Origin of the sequence: Mesorhizobium sp. M7A.F.Ca.ET.027.03.2.1 (assembly GCF_003999175.1) — a bacterium.
Taxonomy (GTDB): Bacteria; Pseudomonadota; Alphaproteobacteria; order Rhizobiales; family Rhizobiaceae; genus Mesorhizobium.
In genome coordinates, this window is the sequence record NZ_RZOM01000825.1 from 1 (window position 1) to 2,844 (window position 2,844).

The window sequence follows — 2,844 nt, forward strand, 5'->3', positions numbered from 1 at the left end:
GCACAACGCGGCCGGGCGCGTCGGCGGCCTCGATCTCGGTTTCGTGCCGGGCGAGGGCGGCAGAAACGTCGCCGGCATGCTGGGCGAAATGGAGCTCTTGTTCCTGCTCGGCGCCGACGAGATCGACATGGCCAAGACCGGCGGCGCTTTCGTCGTCTATATCGGCACGCATGGCGACCAGGGCGCGCACCGCGCCAATGTCATCCTGCCGGCGGCCGCCTACACGGAAAAGTCGGCCACCTACGTCAACACCGAAGGCCGCGTGCAGCAGACCAACCGCGCCGGCTTCGCGCCGGGCGAGGCGCGCGAGGACTGGGCGATCCTGCGGGCGCTGTCGGATGTGCTGGGCAAGAAACTGCCGTTCGATTCGCTGCCGCAGCTGCGCGCCAAGCTCTATGGCGAATACCCGCATCTGGCCCGTATCGATCAGGTCGCGGCCGGCAATGCCGAGGACATCGCCGGGGTGGCGAAGCTCGGCGGGCGGCTGAACAAGGGCACCTTCACCTCGCCGGTGACGGATTTCTACCTGACCAACCCGATCGCGCGGGCATCGGCCGTGATGGCGGAATGCTCGGCGCTGGCCAAGAGCGGCTTCAAGCAGGCGGCGGAATAAGCATGGACACTTTCTTCTCCTTCTACGTGCTGCCGGCGCTGATCATTCTGCTGAAATCGGTCGTGCTGATCGTTATCCTGCTGATTTTCGTTGCTTACATCCTCTACGCCGACCGCAAGATCTGGGCGGCCGTGCAACTGCGCCGTGGCCCGAACGTCGTAGGCCCCTGGGGTACGCTGCAGGCCTTCGCCGATCTGCTGAAGTTCGTCTTCAAGGAACCGGTCATCCCGTCAGGCGCCAACAAGGGCGTGTTCCTTTTGGCGCCGCTGGTGTCGGCCGTGCTGGCGATCTCGGCCTGGGCGGTCATCCCGGTCGATCAGGGCTGGGCGATCGCCAACGTGAATGTCGGCATCCTCTATGTTTTCGCCATCTCCTCGCTCGAGGTCTATGGCGTGATCATGGGCGGCTGGGCCTCCAACTCGAAATATCCGTTCCTCGGCGCGCTGCGTTCGGCCGCTCAGATGGTGTCCTACGAGGTCTCGATCGGCTTCGTCATCGTCACCGTTCTGCTCACCGCCGGCTCGCTCAACCTCACCGATATCGTGCTGTCGCAGCATGATGGAATTGGTACGCGGCTTGGCCTGCCCAACACCTTCCTCGACTGGAACTGGCTGGCGCTGTTCCCGATGTTCATCATCTTCTTCATCTCGGCGCTGGCCGAGACGAACCGGCCGCCCTTCGATCTGGTGGAAGCCGAATCGGAACTGGTCGCCGGCCACATGGTCGAATATTCGTCGACGCCGTTCCTTTTGTTCTTCCTCGGCGAGTATGTCGCCATCGTGCTGATGTGCGCGCTGGCCACCATCCTGTTCCTCGGCGGCTGGCTTCCTCCGTTCGACTTCGCGCCGTTCACCTGGGTGCCGGGCGTCATCTGGTTCGTGTTGAAAGTCTGCTTCGTGTTCTTCGGCATCTCCATGGTGAAGGCCTTCGTGCCGCGCTACCGCTACGACCAATTGATGCGGCTTGGCTGGAAAGTGTTCCTGCCGATCTCGCTGTTCATGGTGGTCGCCACCGCCGCCTTCCTCAAGATCACGGGGTTTGCGTGATGTCCGCTCTTTCCCAAGCCGCCAAATCGCTGCTGCTGCAGGATTTCGTCAGCGCCTTCTTCCTGTCGATGCGCCAGTTCTTCGCGCCGAAGGAGACGATCAACTATCCGCACGAGAAGGGGCCGACTAGTCCGCGCTTCCGCGGCGAGCATGCGCTGCGCCGCTATCCCAATGGCGAGGAACGCTGCATCGCCTGCAAGCTGTGCGAGGCAATCTGCCCGGCGCAGGCCATCACCATCGAGGCCGGCCCGCGCCGCAATGACGGCACGCGCCGCACGGTTCGCTACGACATCGACATGGTGAAGTGCATCTATTGCGGCTTCTGCCAGGAAGCCTGCCCGGTCGACGCCATCGTCGAGGGGCCGAATTTCGAATTCGCGACGGAGACGCGCGAGGAACTCTACTATGACAAGGACAAGCTGTTGGCGAATGGCGACCGGTGGGAGCGCGAACTGGCGCGCAACATCTCGCTGGACTCGCCCTACCGCTGATATTTGACGCATGGGCGGGGCAGGGGCCTCGTCCAGAGGATGATCCCGAAAAGTTGCGGACTTTTCGGACCAGATCATGCTCCGGAATACAGAGTGGCCCATGTTTCTTTCGATCGGGCCTTTCAACCCGATCGGAACATGGGCTAGGACAACGCGGCTTTGGAACCGGAGGCGGAACCAGGCCAGAGACAACAAACAGGACGAGCGTCCTGTTCGTACAGGAACCCGGGGGATCCCCAATGTTGAGTGGACTAGAGGCGGCCTTTTTCTACCTCTTCGCCTTTGTCGCGGTGGCGTCGGCGTTCATGGTCATTTCGTCGCGCAACCCCGTGCATTCGGTGCTGTTCCTGATCCTGACCTTTTTCAACGCCGCCGGCCTGTTCATGCTGACCGGGGCCGAGTTCCTGGCGATGATCCTGCTCGTCGTCTATGTCGGCGCGGTGATGGTGCTGTTCCTGTTCGTCGTCATGATGCTCGACGTCGATTTCGCCGAGATGAAGGAAGGCGCTCTGCAATATGCGCCGATCGGCGCGCTGGTCGGGCTGATCCTGGCGGCGGAGCTGATCGTCGTGCTCGGCGGCTACACTTTCGCGCCGCAGCTCGCCTCGACGGTCTCCAAGCCCATTCCGGATCTCGCCACGCGAACAAACACGGCCGCACTCGGCGACATCCTCTATACCGACTACCTCTACTA

Annotated in this window: 4 protein-coding genes; all 4 read left to right on the forward strand. The window is 62.6% G+C overall.

Annotation, left to right across the window (positions count from 1 at the left end; genetic code table 11):
• The coding region (locus EN750_RS27525; RefSeq protein WP_145967953.1) for a molybdopterin-dependent oxidoreductase at positions 1–613 on the forward strand (613 nt) is incomplete at its 5' end.
• 2 nt (positions 614–615) lie between these two features.
• Positions 616–1,659: an NADH-quinone oxidoreductase subunit NuoH gene (gene nuoH / locus EN750_RS27530; RefSeq protein ID WP_127398567.1), complete on the forward strand. Its 1,044-nt coding sequence runs from the start codon at positions 616–618 to the stop codon at positions 1,657–1,659.
• Positions 1,659–2,150, forward strand: a complete 492-nt coding sequence (gene nuoI / locus EN750_RS27535; RefSeq protein WP_023812382.1) for an NADH-quinone oxidoreductase subunit NuoI — start codon at positions 1,659–1,661, stop codon at positions 2,148–2,150. The genes nuoH and nuoI overlap by 1 nt, the downstream gene beginning before the upstream one ends.
• A 239-nt stretch (positions 2,151–2,389) precedes the next feature.
• Positions 2,390–2,844 (forward strand): NADH-quinone oxidoreductase subunit J (locus tag EN750_RS27540; protein WP_127398569.1); only part of this gene is annotated, 455 nt, incomplete at its 3' end.